The organism is Klebsiella sp. P1927, assembly GCF_018204675.1.
Lineage (GTDB): Bacteria > Pseudomonadota > Gammaproteobacteria > Enterobacterales > Enterobacteriaceae > Klebsiella > Klebsiella pneumoniae.
Genome location: NZ_CP073377.1, coordinates 804702 through 828886, shown reverse-complemented (window position 1 = coordinate 828886; position 24185 = coordinate 804702). Strand labels below are relative to the sequence as shown.

At 60.1% G+C, this 24185-nt stretch carries 22 protein-coding genes; 9 read left to right on the top strand and 13 right to left on the bottom strand.

Annotated features, from left to right (window positions below; genetic code table 11):
• Positions 1-207: 207 nt before the first annotated feature.
• The 8 genes from alaS to mltB all read right to left on the bottom strand — a co-directional run bounded on the left by alaS (position 208) and on the right by mltB (position 9314).
• Positions 208-2835 carry an alanine--tRNA ligase gene (gene alaS / locus KB892_RS04250; protein WP_002914765.1) on the bottom strand — a complete coding sequence of 876 codons (2628 nt, stop codon included), beginning with the start codon at positions 2833-2835 and terminating at the stop codon, positions 208-210.
• Positions 2836-3085: 250 nt separating this feature from the next.
• Positions 3086-3586, bottom strand: coding sequence for a recombination regulator RecX (gene recX, locus KB892_RS04245; RefSeq protein WP_002914767.1), 501 nt, complete (start codon positions 3584-3586; stop codon positions 3086-3088).
• Between the two features lie 67 nt (positions 3587-3653).
• On the bottom strand, positions 3654-4712 hold the full coding sequence (gene recA, locus KB892_RS04240; RefSeq protein WP_002914769.1) for a recombinase RecA: 1059 nt from the start codon (positions 4710-4712) through the stop codon (positions 3654-3656).
• A gap of 90 nt (positions 4713-4802) precedes the next feature.
• Positions 4803-5300: a nicotinamide-nucleotide amidase gene (gene pncC / locus KB892_RS04235; protein ID WP_002914771.1), complete on the bottom strand. Its 498-nt coding sequence runs from the start codon at positions 5298-5300 to the stop codon at positions 4803-4805.
• A 139-nt stretch (positions 5301-5439) separates the two neighbouring features.
• On the bottom strand, positions 5440-6318 hold the full coding sequence (locus tag KB892_RS04230; protein ID WP_002914773.1) for a metal ABC transporter substrate-binding protein: 879 nt from the start codon (positions 6316-6318) through the stop codon (positions 5440-5442).
• Positions 6319-6325: 7 nt separating this feature from the next.
• The gene (locus KB892_RS04225) at positions 6326-7189 is read right to left on the bottom strand and encodes a metal ABC transporter permease (RefSeq protein WP_002914775.1); all 864 of its coding nucleotides are present in this window, start codon (positions 7187-7189) and stop codon (positions 6326-6328) included.
• A complete protein-coding gene (locus KB892_RS04220; RefSeq protein WP_004217109.1) occupies positions 7186-7896 on the bottom strand; it encodes a metal ABC transporter ATP-binding protein in 711 nt (236 codons plus the stop codon). The genes KB892_RS04225 and KB892_RS04220 overlap by 4 nt, the downstream gene beginning before the upstream one ends.
• A 338-nt stretch (positions 7897-8234) precedes the next feature.
• Positions 8235-9314 carry a lytic murein transglycosylase B gene (gene mltB, locus KB892_RS04215; RefSeq protein WP_004174694.1) on the bottom strand — a complete coding sequence of 360 codons (1080 nt, stop codon included), beginning with the start codon at positions 9312-9314 and terminating at the stop codon, positions 8235-8237.
• A gap of 275 nt (positions 9315-9589) precedes the next feature.
• On the opposite strand from mltB, the gene KB892_RS04210 reads away from it, so the two are divergent.
• The 7 genes from KB892_RS04210 to gutQ all read left to right on the top strand — a co-directional run bounded on the left by KB892_RS04210 (position 9590) and on the right by gutQ (position 14613).
• Positions 9590-10153 carry a PTS glucitol/sorbitol transporter subunit IIC gene (locus KB892_RS04210; RefSeq protein ID WP_002914812.1) on the top strand — a complete coding sequence of 188 codons (564 nt, stop codon included), beginning with the start codon at positions 9590-9592 and terminating at the stop codon, positions 10151-10153.
• Positions 10150-11130 carry a PTS glucitol/sorbitol transporter subunit IIB gene (locus tag KB892_RS04205; protein WP_004149462.1) on the top strand — a complete coding sequence of 327 codons (981 nt, stop codon included), beginning with the start codon at positions 10150-10152 and terminating at the stop codon, positions 11128-11130. The genes KB892_RS04210 and KB892_RS04205 overlap by 4 nt, the downstream gene beginning before the upstream one ends.
• A 13-nt stretch (positions 11131-11143) precedes the next feature.
• A complete protein-coding gene (gene srlB / locus KB892_RS04200) occupies positions 11144-11506 on the top strand; it encodes a PTS glucitol/sorbitol transporter subunit IIA (RefSeq protein ID WP_002914814.1) in 363 nt (120 codons plus the stop codon).
• Between the two features lie 12 nt (positions 11507-11518).
• Positions 11519-12298 carry a sorbitol-6-phosphate dehydrogenase gene (gene srlD / locus KB892_RS04195; protein ID WP_002914815.1) on the top strand — a complete coding sequence of 260 codons (780 nt, stop codon included), beginning with the start codon at positions 11519-11521 and terminating at the stop codon, positions 12296-12298.
• Between the two features lie 157 nt (positions 12299-12455).
• Positions 12456-12815, top strand: a complete 360-nt coding sequence (gutM, locus tag KB892_RS04190; RefSeq protein ID WP_004145754.1) for a transcriptional regulator GutM — start codon at positions 12456-12458, stop codon at positions 12813-12815.
• A 66-nt stretch (positions 12816-12881) separates the two neighbouring features.
• Positions 12882-13655, top strand: a complete 774-nt coding sequence (gene srlR, locus KB892_RS04185; protein ID WP_002914817.1) for a glucitol operon DNA-binding transcriptional repressor SrlR — start codon at positions 12882-12884, stop codon at positions 13653-13655.
• Positions 13648-14613 (top strand): arabinose-5-phosphate isomerase GutQ, encoded by a 966-nt coding sequence (gutQ, locus tag KB892_RS04180; RefSeq protein ID WP_002914818.1) that lies wholly within the window; start codon positions 13648-13650, stop codon positions 14611-14613. Before srlR ends, gutQ begins: the two co-directional genes overlap by 8 nt.
• On the opposite strand, the gene norR is transcribed toward gutQ, so the two are convergent.
• A complete protein-coding gene (gene norR / locus KB892_RS04175; protein ID WP_002914820.1) occupies positions 14576-16126 on the bottom strand; it encodes a nitric oxide reductase transcriptional regulator NorR in 1551 nt (516 codons plus the stop codon). The genes gutQ and norR overlap by 38 nt on opposite strands.
• A 187-nt stretch (positions 16127-16313) precedes the next feature.
• Between norR and norV the strand changes: the two genes are divergently transcribed.
• Entirely contained in the window at positions 16314-17762 is a 1449-nt protein-coding gene (gene norV, locus KB892_RS04170; RefSeq protein WP_004145759.1) for an anaerobic nitric oxide reductase flavorubredoxin, read from the top strand.
• Positions 17759-18892: an NADH:flavorubredoxin reductase NorW gene (gene norW / locus KB892_RS04165; RefSeq protein ID WP_002914823.1), complete on the top strand. Its 1134-nt coding sequence runs from the start codon at positions 17759-17761 to the stop codon at positions 18890-18892. Before norV ends, norW begins: the two co-directional genes overlap by 4 nt.
• Positions 18893-18988: 96 nt before the next feature.
• On the opposite strand, the gene KB892_RS04160 is transcribed toward norW, so the two are convergent.
• The 4 genes from KB892_RS04160 to KB892_RS04145 form a co-directional block, all read right to left on the bottom strand.
• Entirely contained in the window at positions 18989-20002 is a 1014-nt protein-coding gene (locus KB892_RS04160; RefSeq protein ID WP_004151041.1) for a HoxN/HupN/NixA family nickel/cobalt transporter, read from the bottom strand.
• Positions 19999-22233, bottom strand: a complete 2235-nt coding sequence (gene hypF / locus KB892_RS04155) for a carbamoyltransferase HypF (protein ID WP_004188759.1) — start codon at positions 22231-22233, stop codon at positions 19999-20001. The genes KB892_RS04160 and hypF overlap by 4 nt, the downstream gene beginning before the upstream one ends.
• 8 nt (positions 22234-22241) lie before the next feature.
• Entirely contained in the window at positions 22242-22769 is a 528-nt protein-coding gene (gene hydN, locus KB892_RS04150) for an electron transport protein HydN (RefSeq protein WP_002914875.1), read from the bottom strand.
• A 136-nt stretch (positions 22770-22905) separates the two neighbouring features.
• Positions 22906-23919, bottom strand: a complete 1014-nt coding sequence (locus KB892_RS04145; RefSeq protein WP_002914876.1) for a LacI family DNA-binding transcriptional regulator — start codon at positions 23917-23919, stop codon at positions 22906-22908.
• Positions 23920-24185 lie beyond the last annotated feature (266 nt).

The following is a 24185-nucleotide window of genomic DNA, read 5'->3' as shown; positions in this document are numbered from 1 at the left end:
TCAACCCGACTTTATCGTTATCAGTGTTTCTGACGCAAGGTGCCGCAACCCTCTGGTTATGGCACCTATACCCGTCATACTTCAAGTTGCATGCGTGTTGGCTTTCCTCGCTCACCCCAGTCACTTACTAGAGTAAGCTCCTGGGGATTCGCTGCGTCGCCGCCTTCCTGCAACTCGAATTATTTAGGGTAAATGCGTTTATAGTTATTACAGTTTTGCGCTGACCCAGCCTTTCACACTGGCTAACGCTGCAGGGAGAGCAGACGCATCGGTACCACCGGCCTGCGCCATATCCGGACGACCGCCCCCTTTACCGCCCACCTGCTGAGCGACCATACCAACCAGCTCCCCTGCTTTCACGCGGTCTGTCACATCCTTAGACACACCTGCAATCAGAGAAACCTTACCATCCGCTACCGTAGCTAATACAACGATCGTCGAACCGAGCTGGTTCTTCAGATCGTCAACCATGGTACGCAGCATTTTCGGCTCAACGCCGGTCAGTTCGCTGACCAGCAGCTTAACGCCGTTAATCTCTTCCGCTTTGCTGGAGAGGTTTGCGCTCTCCTGCGCCGCAGCCTGCTCTTTCAGCTGCTGCAGCTCTTTTTCCAGCTGACGGGTACGCTCCAGCGCGGCGCGAACCTTCTCGCCGAGATTGTGGCTGTCACCCTTCAGCAGCTGAGCGATATCATTGAGCTGATCGCTCTGCGCATGCAGGATGGCCATCGCGCCTTCGCCAGTCACCGCTTCGATACGGCGCACGCCAGCAGCGGTGCCGGACTCTGACGTGATGCGGAACAGGCCGATATCGCCGGTACGCGCCGCGTGAGTCCCGCCGCACAGCTCCGTGGAGAAGTCGCCCATCCGCAGAACGCGCACGCGATCGTCGTATTTCTCGCCAAACAGCGCCATGGCGCCGGATGCGCGCGCGGCATCGATATCCATAATGTTGGTTTCGATAGCCAGGTTACGACGGATCTGCGCGTTGACCAGGTCTTCCACCGCACGAATTTCTTCCGGCTTCATCGCTTCAAAATGCGAGAAGTCAAAGCGCAGCGCTTTATCATTGACCAGCGAACCTTTCTGCGCCACATGGGTGCCGAGCACCTGGCGCAGCGCCGCGTGCATCAGGTGCGTCGCGGAGTGGTTGAGACGGATACGCTGACGGCGAGCCTCATCTACGTCGGCCTGCACCGCGTCACCCACTTTCAGTGTGCCGCTGGCGACTTTACCGATATGACCAATAGCCTGGCCGTACTTCTGCGTGTCGCTGACTGCGAAGGAGAAGCCCGCGCCTTTTAATTCGCCTTTATCGCCCACCTGGCCGCCGGACTCCGCATAGAACGGGGTCTGATCAAGGATCACCACCGCTTCCTGGCCAGCGCTAACGCTATCCACCGCTTTGCCGTCGATAAACAGGGCGGTAACCTTGCCGTTCAGCTCCAGATGATCGTAGCCTTTAAATTCAGAGGCGCCGTCAACGCGGATCATCGCATTATAGTCGGCGCCGAAACCACTGGACTCGCGCGCGCGGCGGCGCTGCTCTTCCATCGCGGCTTCAAAACCAGCTTCATCAACCTTGATGTTGCGCTCGCGGCACACATCGGCGGTCAGGTCGACCGGGAAGCCGTAGGTGTCGTACAGACGGAAGGCGGTTTCGCCGTCCAGGGTGTCGCCTTTCAGCTTCGACAGCTCCTCATCCAGCAGCGCCAGGCCGCGCTCGAGGGTGCGGGCAAACTGCTCTTCTTCGGTTTTCAGCACCTGCTCAACCTGAGCCTGCTGCTGCTTCAGCTCGTCGCCGGCGGAGCCCATCACATCGATCAGCGGGGCAACCAGTTTCCAGAAGAAGGTGTCCTTCGCGCCCAGCATGTTGCCGTGACGGATCGCGCGGCGAATGATACGACGCAGCACGTAGCCGCGGTTTTCATTCGACGGGATCACGCCGTCGGCAACCAGGAAGGCGCAGGAGCGAATGTGGTCGGCGATAACGCGCAGCGACTTGTTCGTCAGATCGGTCGCGCCGGTGACTTTCGCCACGCTGGCGATCAGATCGCGGAACAGGTCGATGTCATAGTTGGAGTTAACGTGCTGCAGCACCGCGGCAATACGCTCCAGACCCATACCGGTGTCGACGGACGGCTTCGGCAGCGGCTCCATGGTACCGTCAGCCTGACGGTTGAACTGCATGAAGACGATGTTCCAAATCTCAATGTAACGGTCGCCATCTTCTTCCGGGCTTCCCGGAGGGCCGCCCCAGATGTGATCGCCGTGGTCAAAGAAGATTTCGGTGCACGGGCCGCACGGACCGGTGTCGCCCATCTGCCAGAAGTTGTCAGAAGCAAACGGCGCGCCTTTGTTGTCGCCGATGCGGATAATACGCTCGCGCGGAACGCCTACTTCATTGGCCCAGATGTCGAAAGCTTCGTCATCGGTCTCGTAAACGGTAACCCACAGTTTTTCTTTCGGCAGCGCGAACCAGTTCTCACCGGTCAGCAGTTCCCACGCGTATTTGATGGCATCCTGCTTGAAGTAATCGCCAAAGCTGAAGTTGCCCAGCATTTCAAAAAAGGTGTGGTGACGCGCGGTGTAACCGACGTTTTCCAGATCGTTGTGTTTACCACCCGCACGCACGCAACGCTGTGCGGTGGTCGCACGCGAATAATTACGTTTGTCGAGACCAAGGAAGACATCCTTGAACTGGTTCATCCCTGCATTGGTAAACAGCAGGGTCGGATCGTTGTGCGGCACCAGGGAGCTGCTGGCAACTACCTGATGTCCCTTGCTATGGAAAAAGTCGAGAAACGCCTGACGGATCTCAGCGGTGCTCTTGCTCATAATTATCCTGAAATCAAGCTACACGTCATCCTTCAAGTCGCCTCTGTCCTGGCTGCGCTTGCTCTTCCGGCACCGAACTGACGTACGTTGCGAAAGAGAGTCTCTCTTGCCGCCCTGATGCAGCTTGAATGATTTTGTGTAAAGGAATAATCGCCCAGGCCGCTGCCTGCACAGTCACAACCAGCGGCCCGACGGAATAAAGTGGGAATAAGATAAGTTTTCTTTACGGCGAAGTAAAATCCCGGATGGGTCAATCTGCAAAATTTCGCCAGATTTCCTGGATATCTTCCATCAGGTAGCCGCGGTAAAGCAGGAATCGCTGAACTTTCACTTTTTCAGTAAAGGCGGAAGGTAACGGTTCGCCGTATTTACGCTGTGCCTGCTCCCTGGCAAGGCTCACCCAGTCGATATCGCATTCGCGCATCGCCTGGTCAACGACCTGGCGCGCAATGCCTTTCTGGCTGAGCTCCTGGCGAATGCGCGCCGGACCATAGCCCTTGCGACTCCGGCTGGCGATGAACTGGCCGACGAAGCGGTTGTCGTCAAGGTAGCGGTTTTCGATACACCAGGCGACAACCTGCTCCAGCTCGTCGGGGGTGGCGTCCAGCGCCTCAGGACCGTTTTTGCTCATCACCGGAGCGACCAGCTTGCGTCGCAGCTCCTGCTCGCTGTGGTCGCGCATCGCCAGAATGCGGATAGCACGGTCCAGCAGGCGGGCGTAGCCGGAGCGGCGTGATGAAGGTTCAGTCACAGGCACCTCGATAATCTCACAAAGCAAAAGGGCTGCCTAAGCAGCCCTGTCAGTCTTGCAGACGATATCAGAAATCCTGTTCGGTTTCTTCTGCGTCGTTGCCGTCAACAACGAAGTCTGGCTTCGCATCCTGATTGTTGAGCAGCAGTTCGCGCACTTTCTTCTCAATCTCTTTCGCCGCCGCCGGGTTCTCTTTCAGCCAGGTGATCGCGTTCGCTTTACCCTGACCGATTTTGTCGCCGTTGTAGCTATACCAGGCACCCGCTTTCTCAATCAGCTTCTCTTTTACGCCGAGGTCTACCAGCTCGCCGTAGAAGTTGATGCCTTCGCCGTAGAGGATCTGGAATTCGGCCTGTTTAAACGGCGCGGCAATCTTGTTTTTCACCACTTTGACGCGGGTTTCGCTGCCGACGACGTTGTCGCCCTCTTTCACCGCGCCGATGCGGCGAATGTCCAGACGCACAGAGGCGTAGAACTTCAGCGCGTTACCACCGGTAGTGGTTTCCGGGTTACCGAACATCACGCCAATTTTCATACGGATCTGGTTGATAAAGATCAGCAGCGTGTTGGACTGCTTCAGGTTACCCGCCAGCTTACGCATCGCCTGGCTCATCATACGCGCCGCAAGGCCCATGTGAGAGTCGCCGATTTCGCCTTCGATTTCCGCTTTCGGCGTCAACGCCGCGACGGAGTCGACGACGATAACATCAACCGCGCCGGAGCGCGCCAGCGCGTCACAGATCTCCAGCGCCTGCTCGCCGGTGTCCGGCTGAGAACACAGCAGGTTGTCGATATCGACGCCCAGTTTGCGTGCATAGACCGGATCCAGCGCATGTTCAGCATCGATGAACGCACAGGTTTTACCTTCGCGCTGCGCTGCGGCGATAACCTGCAGCGTCAGGGTGGTTTTACCGGAGGATTCCGGACCGTAGATCTCGACGATACGGCCCATTGGCAGACCGCCGGCGCCCAGCGCGATATCCAGAGAAAGCGAGCCGGTGGAGATGGTTTCCACATCCATGGTGCGGTCTTCACCCAGGCGCATGATGGAGCCTTTACCGAATTGCTTTTCGATCTGGCCCAGTGCAGCCGCCAACGCTTTCTGTTTGTTTTCGTCGATCGCCATTGTTACTCCTAATCATGCAGGGTAAAGCGTGTTCGCTTCGCCGTTAATATTTGTTCAGTTGAGGCAATTATACTGTATGGTCATACAGTATCAAGTGTTTTGTAGAAATTGTTGCCAGAGCAGATTTAGCGCATAGGCCGTCGCCTGACGACGCACCGCTTCGCGGTCTCCGGCAAAGCATTCCCGCCGCGTCACCCCTTGCCCGCTCACGCTGGCGACGCCGAACCATACCGTGCCGACCGGCTTTTCGACGCTGCCGCCATCCGGCCCGGCGACGCCGCTAACGGAGATGGCATAATCCGCACGCGCCGCGCGCAGCGCGCCAATCGCCATCTCCACCACCACCGGTTCGCTTACCGCGCCGTTGTCGCGCAGCGTCGCTTCGCTGACGCCGATCATTTGCGATTTAGCTTCGTTGCTGTAGGTGACAAAGCCGCGTTCAAACCACGCCGAGCTGCCGGCAATATCGGTGATCGCTTTCGCAATCCAGCCGCCGGTACAGGATTCCGCCGTGGTCACCGTCGCCCCACGCGCCTTCAGCGCCCGGCCAATCTTCTCGCTTAGCTGCATTAATTCTGAATCGGTCATTATCGCCCCGCTTTGCTCTGGATAAAGAGGCCATCAAAGATAGCACTTTCGACAGAGATATGGGGATGAAGTGGCGATTTTACGAGGGGGGATCCAGAAATGGGTCGTCCTGTGATAACCAGGACGACCAGACAACCTGTTACTTCATGCTTTTAGCGATAAGCTCAACGTTGTGACGCATCATTTTGACGTAACTATCGGCGACGCCGCCCGGCTTAGACAGCGCTTCCGGATAGAGTTCGCCCCCCGGCTGCGCGCCGGTGGCGCTGGCAATCTGCTTCACCAGCCGCGGGTCAAGCTGGTTCTCCATAAACCAGGTATGGACGCCATCCGCTTTGATTTGCTTAATCAGCGCCGCCACCTGCGCCGTGCTGGCCTCGCTCTCTGAAGAGAGCCCCTGTGGCGCGAGGAAGGTCACGTGGTAAGCCCGGCCAAAATAGCCGAAAGCGTCATGGCTGGTCAGGACCTTGCGCTTGGCCAGCGGAATGGCGCTGAACTGCGCTTTCGCCCAGCCGTCGAGAGACGTCAGCTGGTCGATATAGCGCTTGCCGCTGCTGGTCAACGCCGCTTTATCTTCCGGGTCGGCTTTCACCAGACCATCGAGGATATTCTGCGCATACAATGCGCCGTTCGCTGCGCTGTTCCAGGCGTGGGGATCGGTCACCGTTTTACCCTCTTCATCAAGGGTATGGGTCTTGACGCCTTTCGATGCCACCACCAGCTCGCCCTTAAAACCAGAGGCCTTAATCAGGCGATCCAGCCACCCTTCCAGCCCCAGGCCGTTAACCACCACCACGTCGGCCTTGCTGAGCAGCGCGCTATCCTTCGGCGACGGTTCGAAGGTGTGCGGATCGCCGTCCGGGCCGACCAGGGTATCCACATGGACATGCTCCCCGCCGACCTGCTGCGCTATATCACCCAACACCGAAAAACTGCTTACCACATTCAGCGTTTTCGCCATGGCCCCCTGCGCCATCAGGCCGAGGGCCAGCGCGACCACTATTGCACTACGTTTCATCATTTCCTTACCCCATCAATGTGCGCCAACCGACCAGCAGCCGGCTGCGCGTGCCAAAAAATAGCGAAACAAAAAACAGTGCGCTGGCGGTCAGCACAATAGCGGGCCCGGCGGGAAGACTAATCGCCCAGGAGAGGCTTAATCCCAGCCAGGCGCAGAGCGCGCCCATTCCCGCCGCCAGCAGCAGAATGCCCGGCAGCGTGCGCGCCCAGCAGCGTGCGGCGACCGCCGGGAGCATCATTACCCCTACCGCCATCAGCGTGCCGAGCACCTGAAACCCGGCCACCAGATTAAGCACCAGCAGCGCCAGAAAAAGCCCATGCAGCAGCGCAGGCAGCCGCCGGTGATTCACCTGCAGCCAGGCGCTGTCGAACGCCTCGCAGACCAGACCGCGGTAGCACAGCGCAATGCACAATAGCGTCAGGCTGGCGACGCCGCTGACAAACAGCGCCGCATCGCGGTCGACCGCCAGAATGGAGCCAAACAGCAGATGCAGGAGGTCCACGCTGGAGCCGCGCAGCGACACCAGGGTGACGCCCAGGGCCAGCGAGCCCAGATAAAATCCGGCAAAACTGGCGTCCTCTTTTAACGGTGTCCGCCGGCTCACCCACCCGGCCACCAGGGCAACCACGATGCCGGCGATGAAGCCGCCGAGGGTCATGGCCAGCAGCGACATGCCGCTCAGCAGATACCCCACCGCCACGCCGGGGAGAATGGCGTGCGACAGCGCATCGCCCATCAGGCTCATGCGCCGCAGCAGCAGGAAGACGCCCAGCATGGTGGTGCTCAGCGACAGCGCCAGACACACCACGAGGGCCCGACGCATAAAGCCGAATTCAATGAAAGGCTGAAAGAAGGTGTGCCAGATCATGCCGACCTCACATGACTGAAGGCCGGGAGCACCGCCCGGGTAGCGCCCCAGCAGGCGCGCTGGGGAGTCAGCAGCAGCGTCTCGGGGAAAAAGTCGGCCACCCGCTGGTTATCATGCAGCACCGCCAGGATGGTCTGTCCCTGCCGGTGCATCTCGAGGATCAAATCCATTAGTTCGCGACTGGTCGCTTCGTCGATACCGGTGAAGGGCTCGTCGAGCATCACCAGCGGCGCCTGCTGCACCATCACCCGGGCAAATAGCATGCGCTGAAACTGGCCGCCGGAGAGCGCTTCGATCGGCGTTTTCGCCAGGCCCGCCAGCCCGACCCGCTCCAGCACCGCGCCGATGCGTCGCCGGGTGCCGCCCCCCAGACCGCGCAGCAGCGACACGCCGGGCCATGCGCCCTGGCTTACCACATCCTGCACGTTGAGAGGAAACTGCGACTCGAGGGCATGGCGCTGCGCCAGCCAGCCGATCACCGGCCGTGTTCCCTGCCAGCGCAGGCGGCCACTGACCGGCGGAAGAAACCCGGCGAGGGTTTTCAGCAGCGTTGATTTTCCGCAGCCATTGAGGCCAACAATTGCCGTCAGGCTGCCGGGGCATATCATCCCGCTCAGCGGAGGGGTGATCGCTACCCCGTCATAGCCGGCGACCAGCTGCTCCAGTTCAATCATGGCAGCGTCACCGCCCACCAGGTTGCTAACCATAGCGCCGCCAGCAGCACGCCTGCGATAGCCGCGCGCACCGCGCCGGATGCCATAAAAATCGATGTGAACATATCCCCGCCTCAATTTAATGTTATAACATAACAATAACGAAGCGAAGAAAGAATGTAAATCAGCGTCATTCAGCGGAAATGTAACAAAGGTCAACAAGAGGCATGGAGACGGGAAAAAACGGGAAGATAAGCGCGGCCTCCCCGGCGTCATCCCCCGGTCGCGCTGCGCTTACCGGGGCTAGCAACCGGATACCAGACCGTAGCCCGGATAAGGCGCTACGCGCCGCTATCCGGGGAGGCTGGGAAATTGTCAGCCGGATGAAAGGATTAATAACCGCCGCGGGCCTGCGCAACCGCCAGGCCCAGCTGCCAGACAGCCATCGCGTAGTGGGTGCTGTGGTTGTAGCGGGTGATGGTGTAGAAGTTCGGCAGCCCGTACCAGTACTCATAGCCGGTGCCGACGTCCAGCCGCAGCAGGCTGGCCTGCTGATGGTTACCCAGCGGCTGGGTCGGGGTCAGCCCTGCGGCCGCCAGCTGCGAAACGCTGTATTTAGTCTTGAAACCATTCTCCAGCCCCGGGGCCTGCCCCAGCGCCTGCACCGCCACCAGATCGCCGCTCACCCAGCCATGCTGTTTGAAGTAGTTGGCCACGCTGCCGATAGCATCCACCGGGTCCCACAGGTTGATATGTCCGTCACCGTTAAAATCGACCGCATACTGCTTATAGGAGGACGGCATAAACTGACCGTAGCCCATCGCCCCGGCGAAAGAGCCTTTCAGATCCAGCGGGTCGTCGCTTTCGCTGCGCGCCATTAGCAGGAAAGTTTCCAGCTCCGACGAGAAGTATTCGGCGCGGCGCGGGTAGCTAAACGACAGCGTCGCCAGCGCGTCGAGGATCCGGGTTTTGCCCATCACCCGGCCCCAGCGAGTCTCCACGCCGATAATGCCGACGATGATTTCCGGCGGCACGCCGTAAACCTGATAAGCGCGGTTAAGCGCGTCCTGATACTGATTCCAGAACACCACGCCGTTCTGCACATTATCCGGGGTAATGAACTGTTTCTTGTAGCGCAGCCAGGCGCCGGTCGGCCCGGTTGGCGGCAGGCCGGTCGGCGCCTGACGATCCATCAGCCGCAGGACGTAATCCAGGCGCTTTGCCTGCGACAGGATCTCCTGCAGCTGCTGCCTGTCGAAGCCGTGCTTCGCCACCATCTTATCGATAAACTGCGCCGCCGCCGGGTTGTTGGCGAAGTCGCCGCCCATCTGCATCACGTTATGCTGCGGTTCCAGCAAAAAGCCGCCGGTTCCACTCGCCATCTCCGTTTCCGCGGGGGTCTTGGGTTTGCTGCTGCAGGCAGCGAGGAGCACACAAAGGGGAAGTAAAGCCAGATAGCGACGCTTCAACATGGGAATTCCGTTTAACAAATTCAGCAAGGGATAATTATGGTAAAGCATGCGACGACCAACAAGAAAGCGACAATCTGTTTGTAGACAAAATAGTCCTTCAACGGCTCCTCCCCTGCGTGCTTTCATGCCCTGCAATATTTCATCTCGCCCGCATCATCTTTCAAAATAAAATATTTATCTTTCATTTTGCGATCCATTTAACACTTTTAAACCTTCAAAATGATTAAAATCAGCCTGCGATTAGCAAGAAAAATAACATGCTGAAGGAGAGAACAATGATTGACGTCGTGACCCACGGCGCGGAGTGGTTTATCGGCCTGTTTCAGAAAGGCGGCGAGGTATTTACCGGCATGGTGACCGGGATCCTCCCCTTGCTGATCAGCCTGCTGGTGATCATGAACGCGCTGATCAACTTTATCGGCCAGCAGCGGATCGAGAAGCTGGCGCAGCGCTGCGCCGGAAACCCAATCTCCCGTTACCTGCTGCTACCCTGCATCGGCACCTTCGTGTTTTGTAACCCAATGACGTTAAGCCTCGGTCGGTTTATGCCAGAGAAGTACAAGCCCAGCTATTACGCGGCGGCGTCGTATAGCTGCCACTCAATGAACGGACTGTTTCCACATATCAACCCCGGCGAGCTGTTCGTCTATCTCGGCATCGCCAACGGCCTCACTACCCTCGGCCTACCGCTCGGTCCGCTGGCGGTGAGCTACCTGCTGGTCGGGCTGGTGACTAACTTCTTCCGCGGCTGGGTCACCGACCTGACCACCTCGATTTTCGAGAGAAAAATGGCGATTCAGCTTTCCCAGAAAGTGCATCTGTCAGGAGCGACATCATGACCCGTATTCGTATAGAGAAAGGCACCGGCGGCTGGGGCGGCCCGCTTGAGCTCGACGCCGTCGAAGGCAAAAAGATCGTCTATATCACCGCCGGCACCCGCCCGGCGATCGTTGACCGCATCGCCAGCCTGACCGGCTGGCAGCCGGTGGACGGGTTTAAAGAGGGGGAACCAGCGGAAAGCGACATCGGCGTGGCGATTATCGACTGCGGGGGCACCCTGCGCTGCGGGCTCTATCCTAAGCGCCGCATCCCGACGGTGAATATCCATGCCACCGGCAAATCAGGGCCGCTGGCCCAGTACATCACGGAAGATATTTATGTCTCCGGCGTCAAAGAGGACAACATCCAGTGCATCGCTCCCGACAGCGCAGGGGTTTCCGAGCCGCCGGCGGAAAACAAGAGCGCGGGTCGCGATTACGACACCAGCAAGAAGATTACTGAACAGAGCGATGGCCTGCTGGCGAAGGTCGGGATGGGCATGGGTTCGGTGGTGGCGGTGCTGTTCCAGGCCGGGCGCGACACCATTGATACGGTGCTGAAAACCATTCTGCCGTTTATGGCTTTCGTCTCGGCGCTGATCGGCATCATCATGGCCTCCGGCATCGGCGACTGGATCGCCCACGGCCTGGCGCCGCTCGCCAGCCATCCGCTGGGGCTGGTAACCCTGGCGCTGATTTGCTCTTTCCCGCTGCTGTCGCCGTTTCTCGGCCCCGGCGCGGTTATTGCCCAGGTGATCGGCGTGCTGATCGGCGTTCAAATCGGCCTCGGCAACATTCCGCCGCACCTCGCCCTGCCCGCCCTATTCGCCATTAACGCCCAGGCCGCCTGCGATTTTATTCCGGTAGGCCTGTCGCTAGCCGAAGCCCGCCAGGATACCGTGCGCGTCGGCGTGCCGTCGGTGCTGGTCAGCCGCTTTCTGACCGGCGCACCAACGGTGCTGATCGCGTGGTTCGTTTCCGGATTTATTTACCAGTAAGAGGTTCCTGCAGATGACTGTGATTTACCAGACCACCATTACGCACATCGGCGCCTGCGCGACGATGGCGCTGGAAGAGCAAATGCTGATCACCTTCCGCGAGGGCGCCCCGGCGGATATCGAAGAGTACTGCTTTATTCACAACCACGGCAAGCTTGCTGGCACGCTGCAGCCGGGGGCAGAGCTGCAGCTTGGCGAACAGCGCTACCCGGTGACCGCCGTCGGCGAGGTCGCTGAACAAAACCTGCGCGAGCTGGGCCACATCACCCTGCGCTTTGACGGCCATCGTGAAGCGGAGTTCCCAGGTACCGTCCATGTGGCGGGCCCGGTGCCGGACGCCATCGCGCCCGGCTGCGTACTGAAGTTTGTTGCTTAAAAGGAGAGAGAGATGAATCAGGTTGCTGTTGTCATTGGCGGTGGACAAACCTTAGGAGAGTTTCTGTGCCGCGGGCTGGCCGCCGAGGGCTACCGCGTGGCGGTGGTCGATATTCAGAGCGAAAAAGCCAGCCGCGTCGCCCAGGAGATTAACGCTGAGTATGGCGAAGGTATGGCGTACGGCTTCGGCGCCGACGCCACCAGCGAGGCCAGCGTCACCGCCCTGGCCCACGGGGTGGATGAGATTTTTTCGCGCGTCGACCTGCTGGTGTACAGCGCCGGGATCGCCAAGGCGGCGTTTATTAGCGACTTCGCGCTGGGGGATTTCGACCGCTCGCTGCAGGTCAATCTGGTGGGCTATTTTCTCTGCGCCCGCGAGTTCTCGCGGTTGATGATCCGCGACGGCATTAAGGGGCGGATCATTCAGATCAACTCGAAATCCGGCAAAGTCGGCAGTAAGCACAACTCCGGCTACAGCGCGGCGAAGTTCGGCGGCGTCGGGCTGACCCAGTCGCTGGCGCTGGATCTGGCGGAATATGGCATTACCGTGCATTCGCTGATGCTCGGCAATCTGCTGAAGTCGCCGATGTTCCAGTCGCTGCTGCCGCAGTATGCCACCAAGCTCGGTATCGATGAGAGCGAAGTCGAGCAGTACTACATCGACAAGGTGCCGCTGAAGCGCGGCTGCGAATATCAGGATGTGCTGAACGTATTGATGTTTTACGCTAGCCCACAGGCGTCGTACTGCACCGGGCAGTCGATCAACGTCACCGGCGGCCAGGTGATGTTTTAACAGGTTCCCGGATGGCGCTGCGCTTATCCGGGCTACAAAACTGTAGGTCGGGTAAGGCGTTAGCCGCCACCCGACAAAAAAACGGCACCGCGGGTCGCTCGGGTTAGGCGCTCGCGCCGTGACCTGGGCTGTTCCCGCCCCCCTTAAGGAGAGACCTATGGTTACTGCATTAATCATCGTCGCCGCCATCGCCTGGCTTACCCAGCTGGCCTTTGGCGGCTGGCAGATCCGCCGCTTCAATCGCGCCTTTGATAGCCTGTGCCAGCAGGGGCGGGTGGGCGTCGGCCGCTCCGCCGGACGCTTTCAACCGCGCGCCATCGTCGCCATCGCCGTCGATGATAACGACCGCATTAGCGACACGCTGCTGATGAAAGGCTTCACCATTTTCGCCAGTCCGCAAAAGATCCCGGCTCTGGCAGGCAAACATATTGCGGAATTGCAGCCTGATGTGATCTTTCCCCATGATCCGCGCTGTCAGAATGCACTATCATTAGCGCTTAATCCGAAACATGGATAATTTCGTTGTAAAAGTAAATATCTTGCGAAATTATCACCTCGAAACTTAAACGCAGGATAGACGCCTATGAAACCACGTCAGCGCCAGGCAGCCATTCTCGAGTTCCTGCAGTCGCAGGGAAAATGCTCGGTCGAAGAGCTGGCGCAACACTTCGATACCACTGGCACCACCATCCGCAAGGATCTGGTCACGCTGGAAAACGCCGGCACCGTCATTCGCACCTACGGTGGCGTGGTACTCAACAAGGATGAAGCCGATCCGCCGATTGACCATAAAACGCTGATCAACACCCATAAAAAAGCGCAGATTGCCGAGGCTGCCGTGCGATACATCCACGATGGCGATTCAATTATCCTCGACGCCGGCAGCACCGTGCTGCAGATGGTGCCATTGCTGAGTCACTTCAATAACATCACGGTGATGACCAACAGCCTGCATATCGTCAACGCGCTATCAGAGTTCGATAACGAGCAGACCATCCTGATGCCGGGCGGCACCTTCCGTAAAAAATCGGCCTCTTTTCACGGCCAGCTGGCGGAAAACGCCTTCGAACAGTTCAGCTTCGACAAGCTGTTTATGGGCACCGACGGTATCGATCTGAACGCCGGAGTCACTACCTTTAATGAGGTCTATACCGTCAGCAAAGCGATGTGCAACGCCGCCCGCGAAGTGATCCTGATGGCCGACTCATCCAAGTTTGGTCGTAAAAGCCCCAATATTGTCTGCGGCCTTGAACGCGTGGATAAATTGATTACCGATGCCGATATTGACCCGGAATTCCAGCGGGCGCTGGAAGCCAAAGGCATTGAAGTCATTATTACTGGAGAACATCATGAGTAACTTTTTGTTAGAGGCCGGACGCCAGACCCTGATGCTTGAGCTGCAGGAGGCGAGCCGCCTGCCGGAGCGCCTGGGCGACGACTTCATCCGCGCGGCGGAAACCATTATCCACTGCGAGGGCAAACTGATTGTCTCCGGTATCGGTAAATCCGGCCACATCGGTAAAAAGCTGGCGGCAACCTTCGCCAGCACCGGCACCCCGGCCTTTTTCGTCCATCCGGCGGAAGCCCTGCACGGCGATCTCGGCATGCTCGATAGCCGCGACGTGATGCTGTTTATCTCCTACTCCGGTAGCGCGAAAGAGCTGGATCTCATCGTGCCGCGGCTGGAAGAAAAAGGCATTCCGCTGCTGGCGATGACCGGCAAATCCACCTCGCCGCTGGCGCTGGCGGCGAAAGCGGTGCTGGATATCGCCGTGGAGCGCGAGGCCTGCCCGATGCATCTGGCGCCAACCTCCAGCACCGTCAACACGCTGATGCTGGGCGACGCGTTGGCGATGGCGGTGATGCAGGCGCGCGGTTTCAATGAAGAGGATTTCGCCCGTTCCCACCCGGCGGGCGCCCTCGGCGCGCGGCTGCTGAACAAAGTGCATCACCTGATGCGCCGCGACGAAGAAGTGCCGCGGGTCAATGCCGAGGCCAACGTCATGGACGCCATGCTTGAACTAAGCCGAACCGGGCTCGGCCTGGTGGCGGTCTGCGATGAAGCCAACCGCGTGCAGGGCGTTTTCACCGACGGCGACCTGCGCCGCTGGCTGGTTGCTGGCGGTACGCTCAACGATGGCGTCACTCGGGCGATGACCCGCAATGGCGTAACGCTGCAGGCGGATAGCCGCGCGGTGGAAGCCAAAGAGCGACTGATGAAACACAAAATCAGCGCCGCGCCGGTAGTGGATGAGAACGGCCAACTGGTCGGCGCCATTAACCTGCAGAACTTTTACCAGGCGGGGATCCTTTAAGACCCAGACGTTTCGCCAGCCGATGCAGGTTGGCGACGTCCAGTTCCAGCGCTCGGGCGGTCGCCGCCCAGTTGCCCTGGTTAGCCTCCAGCGCGCGGCTAATGGCTTCTCGCTGAAAAGAGTCGGTCGCCTCGCGCAGATTGATGTTTCCCGTCGCGGGCGCCGCTGCCGCCGTCTCAGTCGGCAACATCGGCGCCGCCACCGCAAACTGGAAATGCTGCGGCTCCAGGACCACTTCATCACCGGCCTGGGTGGCCCGCGCCAGCACCACCGCCCGATGGATAGCATGCTCCAGTTCGCGCACGTTGCCCGGCCAGGACCACTTCTGCAGCCGGTTTCGCGCCGCCTCAGCCAAAATGACCCGCGCCAGCCCCATCCGCAGGCGGCACTGCTCGCAGAAATAGCCCGCCAGCAGCACCACGTCACTTTCCCGCTCGCGTAGCGGCGGAACCGACAGCGGGAAGACGCTCAGCCGATGGTACAGATCGGCGCGAAAGCGCCCTTCCACCACCTCCTGGCGCAGATCGCGGTTCGTCGCCGCCAGCACCCGCACATCGACCCGCAGGCTGCGGTCATCGCCGACGCGCTGAATATCGCCATACTGCAGCACGCGCAGCAGTTTGGCCTGCAGCGCCAGCGACAGTTCGCCGATTTCGTCAAGAAACAGGGTGCCGTTATCCGCCATCTCAAATTTACCGCTGCGGTTGCTGATAGCCCCGGTAAATGCCCCTTTCACATGGCCGAACAGCTCGCTCTCCGCTACGCTTTCCGGCAGCGCCGCGCAGTTGAGGTACACCAGAGGGTTGGCGGCTCGCGGCGATCCCTGGTGCACTGCCTTCGCCACCAGCTCTTTGCCGGTGCCGGTTTCGCCGCTGATCAGCACGTTTAAATCCGAGGCGGCGACGATATCGATCTCTTTTTTCAGCTGCAGCATGGGCCCCGACAGGCCGATGATCTCCTGGCGCTCCGGCAGCGGGTAATTCACCGCCTGCGCCGGCAGGACGTTTTGCGCTTCAAGGCGGGCGATAAGCAGCGCATTATTCAGCGCCCCGGCCACCAGCGCGGCAATCAGCCGCAGCTCTTCATCGCTGAAGCTATCGAAACGATCGGCATCCATGCCGTCCAGGGTCAGCGCGCCAATCAGCGTCTGCCCGGCAAACAGCGGCAGTCCCACGCAGGCATGGACTTTGAGGCTCTCATGACCGGGGATCAGCCCGTCATAGGGGTCGGGCAGGTCGCTATCCGCCGGGAAGCGCACCACATCCCCGGCGCGCGCAATCGCCTCCAGCCGCGGGTGTCCTTCCAGGGCAAAGCGCCGACCGAGCACATCCTGCGCCAGGCCATCGATCGCCAGCGGCACAAACTGATGCGCCTCATAGCGCAGCAGCGCCGAGGCATCGCAGCCAAGAATTTGCCGCAGGGTAGTAATCAGGCGCGAAAAGCGGTCGGTGTGACCAATATCGCTTTGTAAATCTATGGCGATTCTCGCCAGCTCGTCGACGGAAAAACTCATTGCCGCTCCATTGTCATTTTGACAATACGCATTGTCATATCGACTATTTTAACCATTGTCATTTTGACAACAACCAAAATCAGAAAAAATTAAAAACAGATAATTATCAATTAATTAAAAAGTTGGCACGCAACTTGATATAAGCCAGTCAACTGAGTTTAAACACACTGTATTGATTGAGGTTGCTATGTCTATTGTGGTGAAAAATAACATTCTTTGGGTTGGCCAACGTGACTGGGAAGTGCGTGATTTCCACGGCACCGAATATAAAACGCTGCGCGGCAGCAGCTACAACAGCTATCTCATCCGCGAAGAGAAAAACGTGCTGATCGATACCGTCGATCATAAATTCAGCCGCGAGTTCGTACAGAACCTGCGCCGCGAAATCGACCTAGCCGACCTCGACTATATCGTCATTAACCACGCCGAAGAGGACCATGCCGGCGCGCTGACCGAACTGATGATGCAGATCCCGGATACGCCGATCTACTGCACCGCCAACGCCATCGACTCGATCAACGGCCACCATCATCATCCGGAGTGGAACTTCCACGTGGTGAAAACCGGCGATACTCTCGACATCGGTAACGGTAAACAGCTGATCTTCGTGGAAACGCCGATGCTGCACTGGCCGGACAGCATGATGACCTACCTGACCGGCGACGCGGTGCTGTTCAGCAACGACGCCTTCGGCCAGCACTATTGCGACGAACATCTGTTCAACGATGAAGTGGACCAGACTGAACTGTACGAACAGTGCCAGCGCTACTACGCCAACATCCTGACGCCCTTCAGCCGCCTGGTGACGCCGAAAATTACTGAAATCCTCGGCTTCAACCTGCCGGTGGAGATGATTGCCACCTCCCACGGCGTGGTCTGGCGCGATAACCCGACGCAAATCGTCGAGAAATACCTCGAGTGGGCGGCGGATTATCAGGAAGATCGCATCACCATCTTTTACGACACCATGTCCAATAATACCCGCATGATGGCGGACGCCATTGCCCAGGGGATCACCGAGGTTGACCCACGGGTAGCGGTGAAAATCTTTAACGTCGCCCGCAGCGACAAAAACGACATCCTCACCAATGTTTTCCGCTCGAAAGGCGTACTTGTCGGCACGTCCACCATGAACAACGTGATGATGCCGAAAATCGCCGGGCTGGTGGAAGAGATGACCGGGCTGCGTTTTCGCAATAAACGCGCCAGCGCCTTTGGCTCGCACGGCTGGAGCGGCGGCGCGGTAGACCGCCTGTCCACCCGCCTGCAGGATGCCGGCTTTGAGATGTCGCTGAGCCTGAAAGCCAAATGGCGCCCGGATATCGACGCGCTGGAGCTGTGCCGCCAACACGGTCGCGACATCGCTCGCCAATGGGCCCTCTCGCCGCTGCCGGTTGCTGAAGCAGCGACAACGCCGGAACCACAGGACTGCGCCTGTGCCGCGGCCGCGGCCGCCGATCTCGGTCCCATGATGCAGTGCAGCGTGTGCCAGTGGGTCTATGACCCGGCGAAAGGCGAACCTAATCAGGATGTACAGCCGGGTACGCCGTGGAGCGAAGTGCCGGACAATTTCCTCTGCCCTGAGTGTTCTCTTGGCAAAGATGTCTTTGACGTACTGGCGACGGAGGCAAAATGAGTGATGGCATCGTCATCATCGGCTCGGGCTTCGCGGCCCGCCAGCTGGTGAAAAATATTCGTAAGCAGGATGCGCAAATCCCGCTGACCCTCATCGCCGCCGATAGCATGGATGAATACAACAAACCGGACCTCAGCCATGTCATCAGCCGCGGACAGAAGGCCGACGATCTGACCCTGCAAAGCGCCGGCGAGTTCGCCGAGCAGTACACTCTGCGTCTGTTTCCCCATACCTGGGTAAGCGATATCGACGCCGAAAACCGGTTAGTGAAGAGCCACGATAACCAGTGGCGCTACGACAAACTGGTACTGGCCACCGGCGCGACGCCGTTTATCCCGTCGGTACCGGGGCGCGAGCTGATGCTAACGCTCAATAGCCAGCGCGAATATGGCGCGGCGCAGAGCCGGCTGCACGACGCGAAGCGCGTGCTGATCGTCGGCGGCGGCCTGATTGGCTGCGAACTGGCGATGGATTTCTGCCGCGCCGGTAAAGCGGTAACGGTAGTCGATAACTCCGCCAGCGTGCTGGCGGCGCTGATGCCGCCGGAGGCCAGCAGCCGCCTGCAGCATCGGCTCACCGAGATGGGCGTACATCTGATGCTGAAAACGCAGCTGGAGGGGCTGGAGCAAACCGCCGACGGCATTCGCGTCAGTCTCGATCGCCAGCGCGCGATAACCGTCGATGCGGTGGTGGCCGCCGCCGGCCTGCGCCCGGAAACGTCGCTGGCGCGCCACGCCGGACTGCAGATTAACCGCGGTATTGTGGTCAATAGCCAGCTGCAAACCAGCGACCCGGCGATTTATGCGCTCGGCGACTGTGCGGAAATCAACGGCGTGGTACTGCCGTTCCTGCAGCCGATTTTACTCAGCGCCATGTGCCTGAGTAAAAATCTGCTGGCGCAGGCGGGAGAACTCAAGCTGCCGCCAATGCTGGTGAAGGTGAAAACCCCGGATCTGCCGCTGCATCTGGCCGGCGACACCCGCCGCGACGATCTGACGTGGAACATCGTGGCCGCCAAAGAGGGGCTGGTGGCGAAAGGCGTGGATGCCGAAAACCAGCTGCGCGCCTTTGTGGTCAGCGAAGACAAAATGAAGGAAGCCTTTGCGCTGCTCAAACAACTGGTAAGTTGATGGTTTTCCCGGCTTGCGGCGTAAACGCCTTAGCCGGGCTACGGTATTGTCCTGGTAGCCCGGCTAAGCGCAGCGCAAGCCGGGAACATATCCAGCCTAGCGCGCCAGATTGTCGTAGCCGCGCCAGCGATAGTTAAGCACCGATAGCGCCCAACAGGCGACAAACAACCCGACCACCACAAATCCGGCGTCGCCGAGGTTGTCGTTTAACGCCCCTACCCAGCGCCATATTCCGCCGCTGAGCGCAAACTTATCCATCAGCAGGCCCAGCGCTTCCAGGCCGCCGATAAACAGCGCCACCACCACCGAGGTGCCGGTGATGGTCATGTTGTAATAGAGCTTGCGCTGCGGTTTGCTGAACGCCCAGCCGTAGGCGCCGACCATCAGCACGTTATCGAGGGTATCCACCAGCGCCATACCACTGGCGAACAGCGCCGGGAAGACCATAATCGACCAGACGGAAATCCCGCTCGACGCGCCGGCGGCGGAGATACCCAGTACGCCGATTTCGGTGGCGGTATCAAAACCGAGGCCAAACAGGAAACCGACCAGGTACATCTGCCAGCTGCGGCTTATCAGACGGAAGGTCTTGCCAAACAGCCAGCTCATCATGCCGCCGCCGCTGACGATTTCGTCGCTGACCTTTTCACCGCGCTTCCATGCCTGGAAGCTGCGCCACACGCTGCGTAAAATCACCAGGTTGATAAAGGCCATCGCCAGTAAAAACAGGGCCGACACGGCGGTGCCGATAACGCTGCCGGTATCATGCAGCCAGCTCATCTGCGTGCTGAAGGCGGTGGCGGTCGCGGCAATCGCCGCCGAGGCCAGCACCACAATCGATGAGTGGCCCAGCGAAAACCACGCCCCGACGGCGAAAGGCCGCCGCCCCTGCTGCATCATCTTGCGGGTCACGTTATCAATCGCCGCAATATGGTCGGCGTCCACCGCGTGGCGCAGGCCGTAGCCCCAGGCCAGCAGGCTGGCGGCCATCAGCGCGCCGCTGTCGCCAAAGGCCTGCAGCGCCCAGCACCAGGCCAGTAAATTCGCCGCGATCAACCCCAGCACCAGACCCGCGGCGCGCGGCTGCTGGCGTAAAACTGTCATTATCATGGTTGTATTCCTTGAGCCTGCCAGCGGGCGGCGGCGATCACCGCCTGACCATAGGCGATTGCGCCGTCGCCGGCCGGCAACTGCTGTGCAAACAGCAGAGTAAAATCCGCCAGATAAAAGGTCAATCGCGCCGCCAGCAGGCGGTTATGCAGCCCCCCGCCGCTGCAGACCATCGTGTCGATGCCGCGGACGGTGGCGCAGTCGCGGGCCATCGCCGCCAGCCCACAGGCCAGGGCGTCGTGGAATGCCCAGGCTTTCTGCGCCGGAGTCGCCTGCCAGCTCAGCCATTGCCGCCAGAAGGTCGCTAAATCCAGCGCGTCGTCGCGCCACGGCAGCGTAACCGGGTGGCTGACGCCGGGGCAGCTGGCGGCCAGCGCCTCCAGCCGACAGGCCGCTTCGCCTTCATAGCTCAGACTCTCCGGCGCGCAATCCAGGGCGCAGGCAACGGCATCAAACAGCCGTCCGCAGGATGAGGCGCGCGGCGCGTTAATCCCGCGCTCGATGGCCTGCGCCAGCAGCGGCCAGTTGCGCTGGCGCAGGGTGGCGGCCTGCGGATAATCCTGCCAGTCAGGGACAAAGGCCAGACAGTGGGCCAGCAAATTTCGCCACGGCTGGCGTGCCGCCAGGTCCCCCCCTGGCAGCGCGACGGCCGGCAGCCCGCCAAGATGTTCGCATTCGCGATAGTTGACCCGCAGGCACTCCCCGCCCCACAGCGCGCCGTTCTCCCCCATACCAATACCGTCGAGTGTCAGGGCGATAACGTCCCCGCCGTCAAGCGGCCAGCGGTGCTCCGCCAGGCATGCCGCGGCGTGGGCATGGTGATGCAGCACTGTCTCCAGCGGCAGGGGCAGGGAGGCCGCCCACTGCGTTGAGCGATAGCCGGGATGGGCATCAACCACCACCCGCTGCGGCACAAACGCGTAAATGCTCTGCATCAGCTGCAGGGCGCTGCGCCACTGCTGTTCAACACCTTCCTCGCCAAGATCGCCAAAGTGCTGGCTCAGCACCGCTTCGCTGCCGCGCGCCAGGCAGAAGGTATTTTTCATATCCGCGCCGAGAGCCAGCAGCGGCGGGATGTCTCCTAGCCCTGGCGGCAGCGGCAGCGCGTCCGGGACGTAGCCCCGGGCGCGGCGCAGCATTTCACCGCTTGAGCGCACCAGTGAATCATCCATCCGCTGTACGATGTCGCGATTATGCAAGAGAAAGCCGTCGGCAATGTCGGCTAACTCATTGAGCGCCTGAGCATTACTTAACGTCGGCGGACGGCCGCTAAGGTTGCCGGAGGTCATTACGATGGGGCGCGCCAGGCCCTGCAGAAGCAAATGCTGCAGCGGATTAGACGGCAGCATCACCCCAACTTCCGCAAGCCCTGGCGCTATTTCGTCGCACAGGCCGGAGACCTGCGCTTTGGCAATCAGTACGATGGGCGCCGCCGGGGAGCCCATCAGCGCCGCAGCGGCGGCGGGTAAGCCCGTTGCCGTCGGCAGCATTACCGCCAGCGGTTTTGCCGGGCGGTGTTTTCGCGCCCGCAGCGTGGCAACGGCAGCGGGGTTACCGGCATCGCAGGCCAGATGAAAGCCGCCGATGCCTTTTATCGCCACGATTTTGCCCGCCGCCAGCCGGGCGATAGCCGCCTGCAGCGCCGCCTCGCCGTCCAGCGTTTCCCCCTCTGCCCGCCATTCCAGTCGCGGCCCGCAGTCGGGGCAGGCCACCGGCTGGGCGTGAAAACGGCGATCGGCAGGATCGCGGAATTCCGCCTCACAAGGGGAACAGAGCGGGAACGGCGCCATTGCGGTGAAGGGCCGGTCGTAGGGCATGGCGCGAATAATGGTCAACCGCGGGCCGCAGTGGGTGCAGTTGATAAAGGGGTAGCGGTAGCGGCGTGCCCGGGGATCGTTCATCTCCGCGAGGCACGCCGGGCAGGTCGCGGCATCGGGCACAATCTGAGTCCGCATCCGTCCCGCCCCGCTCTCGCGGATGGTGAAATCCTGCGGCGTGGCCGCCCAGCGATAGGGAATGCAGGCGGTACTGTCGATCCGCGCCAGCGGCGGGCAGTGGTCAGCCAGAGCGGCAGTAAAACCGTCGTCGCCCCCGACCAGCCGCACCAGTACGCCGTCGCCGTCGTTACAGACATCGCCGCAGCGGGCCTGCGCCCGGGCCAGCTGCCAGACAAAGGGGCGGAACCCCACCCCCTGCACTTTACCGCGAATGCGGATTTGCACCCCGTTCATGCCTTGACTTACCAGGCCAGCGCCGTACGGCGACGTTTCTCGATATTCATCTGCTCAAGTTTGTTGCGGTCAACGCACACCAGGGCGTGCGTCGGGCACACTTCCATGCAGGCCGGACCGCTCTCGCGGTGGAAGCAGAGATCGCACTTGTTGGCTTCGGCTTTTTCCGCCACGACGTTCAGTCCGGCGCCGCTATGGCGGATCACCGGGCGCACCACCACCTCCATCGCCCCGTACGGGCAGGCGACGACGCAGGTTTTGCAGCCGATGCAACGCTCCTGCATCACATGGACAAAGCCTTTATCACGGCTGATGGCGCCGTTCGGGCAGACGTTGGCGCAGGGGGCGTCTTCACACTGACGGCAGGCGGTCGCCGTGGAAACATTGACCCCTTTGATCACGTGAATACGCGGCTGAAAGGTGTGAGGCGTCAGGGAGGCGCAGTCCTGATGTTCCTGATGGGATACCACGCAGGCCACTTCGCAAGTGCGACAGCCGATACATTTGCTCGCATCGGCGATAATGAAACGGTTCATCCATTTCTCCAGCAGTAAGAAGGTTACGCGCCGGAGTATGCATAATACGTTCCAAGTTTTTAATATATTGATTATAAAGACTATTATAGCTGGGCTTTGCTGTCATCGTCAGTAGTGACGATGACAGCTGACGACGTCAGGCACAGGGGCCCGCCACCAGCGACTCGCGTTCAATCAGCGCTCCGGGAAAGCTTTGCTGAAAGTTGAATTCCCCGCCATCCAGCATAAAGATCAGCCGATTGATGCTCTCTTTAATCATCTCCGTCACCGGCACCCGGACGCTGGCGAGCGACGGCACCATATACGGCGCAAGAGCAATATCGTCAAACCCCACCACCGAGACCTGTTCTGGCACCTTAACGCCCAGCTGGTGAAGCTGCTTCATCGCCCCGATGGCCATATCGTCATTGCTCGCCACCAGCGCGCTGTAGGTAACCCCGCGCTTACGCAGGCTCTCCACCCCCGCCGCCCCGGTTTCCGGCGTCCAGCGCCCTTCGGCGATAAGCGCCTCGTTCAGGGCGATGCCGTGGCCAGCCAGCGCGTCTTTGTAGCCGGCGAGGCGTTCGACGCCGGTGGGAGAGTCAAGGGAGCCGGTAATAAAGGCGATATTGCGATGGCCAAGCGCAATCAGCCGCTCCACTACCCGCATCGCCGAGGCTTTTTGATCGGACCAGACGCAGTGGCTGGCGTGGCGGCGCAGGCGGCGATTAAGCACCATGATCGGCTGCGAGTGGTTCTCAACGATCTCGTCCATCTCATCGACGGTGAGAAAGCGCGGGTAGATGATGATCGCATCGCAGCGCAGATCCAGCAGGTACTGGATCGCCTCCCGCTCCTCTTGCGCGCTGTGCTTGCCGTCGGCCAGGATCAGCTGCCGCCCTTTATCCTCCGTCATCCGCGCCACGTGATACAGCAGTTCGCTAAAATAGACGCCGTGGTACAGGGTATTGGTCACCACCAGGCCGAGGGTTTGCGTGGTTTTGGTCGCCAGGTTGCGCGCCAGCAGATTAGGCCGGTAGCCGCTCTCCGCCACCGCCTTAAACACCCGGTCTTTGGTCTCCTGGCTGACATAGCCGTTGCCCGACAGCACCCGCGAAACGGTCGCCTTCGATACCCCCGCGCGCTTTGCGACCTCCAGCATCGTTGCCATGTGATTCTTCCTGTTGCAAAAGTTGCAGGCAGTGTACTGCACGTTTCCCGCTTTTACAGCACTCCCCTGTTCATCACCGCGATCCGGCTCACGGCGACGCTTAGCGATCAAAATCACAAAATTGAGATCATATTTTTTTATTTCTTGTGAAATTAAATGAAACTCACCATGATTTTGTGGAACCGGTTTCCTATAAAAACATGGTATCGCCCGGCGATGCGGGGCGGTGGCAGATCAGTACCCTATTGATAAACAGGATAAAATCC

Bases quoted from the DNA above. Each gene is read 5' to 3' on its own strand.
- recA (WP_002914769.1), bottom strand. From the start codon at position 4,712: ATGGCGATCGACGAAAACAAACAGAAAGCGTTGGCGGCTGCACTGGGC.
- gutM (WP_004145754.1), top strand. From the start codon at position 12,456: ATGGTTACTGCATTAATCATCGTCGCCGCCATCGCCTGGCTTACCCAG.
- pncC (WP_002914771.1), bottom strand. From the start codon at position 5,300: ATGACCGATTCAGAATTAATGCAGCTAAGCGAGAAGATTGGCCGGGCG.
- KB892_RS04145 (WP_002914876.1), bottom strand. From the start codon at position 23,919: ATGGCAACGATGCTGGAGGTCGCAAAGCGCGCGGGGGTATCGAAGGCG.
- srlD (WP_002914815.1), top strand. From the start codon at position 11,519: ATGAATCAGGTTGCTGTTGTCATTGGCGGTGGACAAACCTTAGGAGAG.
- norR (WP_002914820.1), bottom strand. From the start codon at position 16,126: ATGAGTTTTTCCGTCGACGAGCTGGCGAGAATCGCCATAGATTTACAA.
- KB892_RS04205 (WP_004149462.1), top strand. From the start codon at position 10,150: ATGACCCGTATTCGTATAGAGAAAGGCACCGGCGGCTGGGGCGGCCCG.
- hypF (WP_004188759.1), bottom strand. From the start codon at position 22,233: ATGAACGGGGTGCAAATCCGCATTCGCGGTAAAGTGCAGGGGGTGGGG.
- KB892_RS04210 (WP_002914812.1), top strand. From the start codon at position 9,590: ATGATTGACGTCGTGACCCACGGCGCGGAGTGGTTTATCGGCCTGTTT.
- srlB (WP_002914814.1), top strand. From the start codon at position 11,144: ATGACTGTGATTTACCAGACCACCATTACGCACATCGGCGCCTGCGCG.
- mltB (WP_004174694.1), bottom strand. From the start codon at position 9,314: ATGTTGAAGCGTCGCTATCTGGCTTTACTTCCCCTTTGTGTGCTCCTC.
- KB892_RS04230 (WP_002914773.1), bottom strand. From the start codon at position 6,318: ATGAAACGTAGTGCAATAGTGGTCGCGCTGGCCCTCGGCCTGATGGCG.
- gutQ (WP_002914818.1), top strand. From the start codon at position 13,648: ATGAGTAACTTTTTGTTAGAGGCCGGACGCCAGACCCTGATGCTTGAG.
- hydN (WP_002914875.1), bottom strand. From the start codon at position 22,769: ATGAACCGTTTCATTATCGCCGATGCGAGCAAATGTATCGGCTGTCGC.
- norV (WP_004145759.1), top strand. From the start codon at position 16,314: ATGTCTATTGTGGTGAAAAATAACATTCTTTGGGTTGGCCAACGTGAC.
- KB892_RS04220 (WP_004217109.1), bottom strand. From the start codon at position 7,896: ATGGTTAGCAACCTGGTGGGCGGTGACGCTGCCATGATTGAACTGGAG.
- KB892_RS04160 (WP_004151041.1), bottom strand. From the start codon at position 20,002: ATGATAATGACAGTTTTACGCCAGCAGCCGCGCGCCGCGGGTCTGGTG.
- alaS (WP_002914765.1), bottom strand. From the start codon at position 2,835: ATGAGCAAGAGCACCGCTGAGATCCGTCAGGCGTTTCTCGACTTTTTC.
- norW (WP_002914823.1), top strand. From the start codon at position 17,759: ATGAGTGATGGCATCGTCATCATCGGCTCGGGCTTCGCGGCCCGCCAG.
- KB892_RS04225 (WP_002914775.1), bottom strand. From the start codon at position 7,189: ATGATCTGGCACACCTTCTTTCAGCCTTTCATTGAATTCGGCTTTATG.
- srlR (WP_002914817.1), top strand. From the start codon at position 12,882: ATGAAACCACGTCAGCGCCAGGCAGCCATTCTCGAGTTCCTGCAGTCG.